We start from the raw sequence: 2,369 nt of genomic DNA on the forward strand, positions 1-2,369 counted from the left end.
TAATGCGGCTTAGAGGCGAGATAAGTTGTCTGCGTGTTCATTAGGATATCAGATATAATTAATTTGGATGCAAAAGTAGGATAAAATGTGGAATAAACCACGCAATTGTACATTGAATTGTACAGTCCTGATTTGGCTTCTCTAATAGCGGAATCGTTAGTTTTGCTATCAAAATACAAGATGACTATCAACTTTAAAAAAGTAAATATGAAAGAAGAGAGAAAAGCAAAGTATGTGACTCCGCAAATAGAGATCATAGAAATAGAAAGTGAGGGTGTAATGGCATTGAGCAATATGCCCGGTGGTAACCCTGGTATGCCTGGTCGAAGCAGTTCCCGAAGATCTACCCAACGCTACAGTTCAAGTAGCATAAGCGAATTGGAAGACTTGATAAACGATATACTAACCTTTGAAAAATAAAACTATGAAAATGAATAATGTGATACCTTTCTTTGCAGTATTCCCGTTGATATTAATGGGATGTACTCAGGATGAAGTTATAAAAGAGGATACTTCTGTCGGGGGAAAAGAAAAAATATCCGTTACCGTCACACAAGGCGGAGCTATCACCCGTATAAGCCATGAAGATGACGGTGCTAACGGCCTGATACTAAAGTGGACGGCAAACGATGCCTTTAAACTTTATGGCACTACGACTGAGGTCTTTACCACGACAGGACCTACTGATGGTGATGGCAAGATTGCTACTTTCACAGGAAATGCGGTTGAGGATGCCCAGCATGCTTTCTTTCCTGCATCAAAAGCCGAGAAAAGATGGGAGGATTGCCACTTTAATGTTATAGGGCAGGTTATCGATGCAAACGCTCCTTTTGCCCATCTATCCGGTTACAACTTTATGACTGCACAGACTACTGCCTCCGGTACGGAGATTTCGGAAATAAGCTTTAAGCATAAAATAGCTGTTCTGAAGTTTGAGGTAACTCTTCCTGATGGCATTGTTCCTAAATACATCACTCTAAGCACACAGGATGATGCCGGTATAGCCATTTCCCAGAAAGCAAGCGATGAAAGCAACATCACTACTGCCAAACAGCTTACTGCGGCTATATCCGGTGTCAGTAGCGAAAAATTCACTGCTTACATGGCCATTCTTCCCTCCACATTGAAAGAGAAACTGGCTCTTGCCGTGACAGGCGACGACGGGATGGTTTATAGTTACACGGTTTCTTTTAATGGAGATTTTCCTTATGAGGCAGGCAAGGTTTATAATTCGGAGCTTACTTTTGGGGGAATAGAAGGTGGTTATGGGACTGCTGCTATATTCGATAATAATGTAATAGGCAACACTTGGGATCAGAGTGATAATAAAGGTAGCACGAAAGATAACCCTTACCTGATAGAGAGTGCCGGACACTTGAAGTATTTGATTGAACAAGTAGAAGCGGGAGAACGCTATCTGGATAAGTTCTTTAAATTAACTACGGATATAAAGGTCACGGCTGATACATGGACGCCAATAGGGATTTCATCTACCAAGCCTTTTAGGGGAAACTTTGATGGTGGCGGACATACTATAAGCGGTGCATTAAAGGGAAGTTTTTCTAATGATCTACAAAACTTCGGCTTCTTTGGTTACTTGACAACTACAAGTAGTATGTTGATAGAAAATATCCATATAGCAGCCAATATTACATGGTCCTTTGCATACCCAGAAGGAACGATTATTACACATTTTGGTGTAGGTGGTGTCATTGGAAATGGACCCACACAGGAAATAACAGTTCACAATTGTACAATGTCGGGAGAAATGAAAATATCAGATGGGAACTCTAATTATGGTAATTTATGCATAGGTGGCATAATTGGACATTCAGGAGCCCATATCCAAAATTGTTCTTCGATAGGAAAAAGCGATGTAAGTTGTAAAGGAAGCTCACTTTGGATTGGAGGTATAATAGGACGAGACGGATTTCTTAGTAGTGAATATAAACATTGTATAAATACTTCTTCCATTATACTTTCTAACCCAGAACGTTCAAATACAATTTATGCCGTATCAGTAGGCGGAATTGGCGGATATATCGCCGGAAAGGTTTTGGGATGCTGTAATCAAGGCTCCATAACCGGACATAGTATCTCTCCTGTGGATGTTGGAGGAATTACAGGGTATTCCGAATGGGCAAAATACCATCTTAACCGGAATTTAACGACAGATTTTAATGTTACTTCTGAGGAGACTGTGAAACTTGGATATTTGATAGGAAGGATTAACAGTGCTACTATTTATTCCTGCAATGAAAGTGTTGGTGAACAATCCCAATGGCTTGGAAGCAATCCCGCCTGGACACCCACTACTGACGATGAAAGCGCACATTAACCCAAAACTCTCCTGCCCCAAATAACAGGAA

2 protein-coding genes are annotated in these 2,369 nt (G+C 40.7%); both read left to right on the forward strand.

Going from position 1 to position 2,369, the window contains the following annotated elements; translation table 11 throughout:
• Nucleotides 1-207: 207 nt before the first annotated feature.
• A complete protein-coding gene (locus BACCELL_RS22030) occupies nucleotides 208-420 on the forward strand; it encodes a hypothetical protein (protein WP_157133937.1) in 213 nt (70 codons plus the stop codon).
• Nucleotides 421-424: 4 nt separating this feature from the next.
• Complete coding sequence (locus tag BACCELL_RS22035) at nucleotides 425-2,338, forward strand: fimbrillin family protein (RefSeq protein WP_044154189.1); 1,914 nt, start codon at nucleotides 425-427, stop codon at nucleotides 2,336-2,338.
• Nucleotides 2,339-2,369: the final 31 nt, after the last annotated feature.

The organism is Bacteroides cellulosilyticus DSM 14838 (genome assembly GCF_000158035.1).
Taxonomy (GTDB): domain Bacteria; phylum Bacteroidota; class Bacteroidia; order Bacteroidales; family Bacteroidaceae; genus Bacteroides; species Bacteroides cellulosilyticus.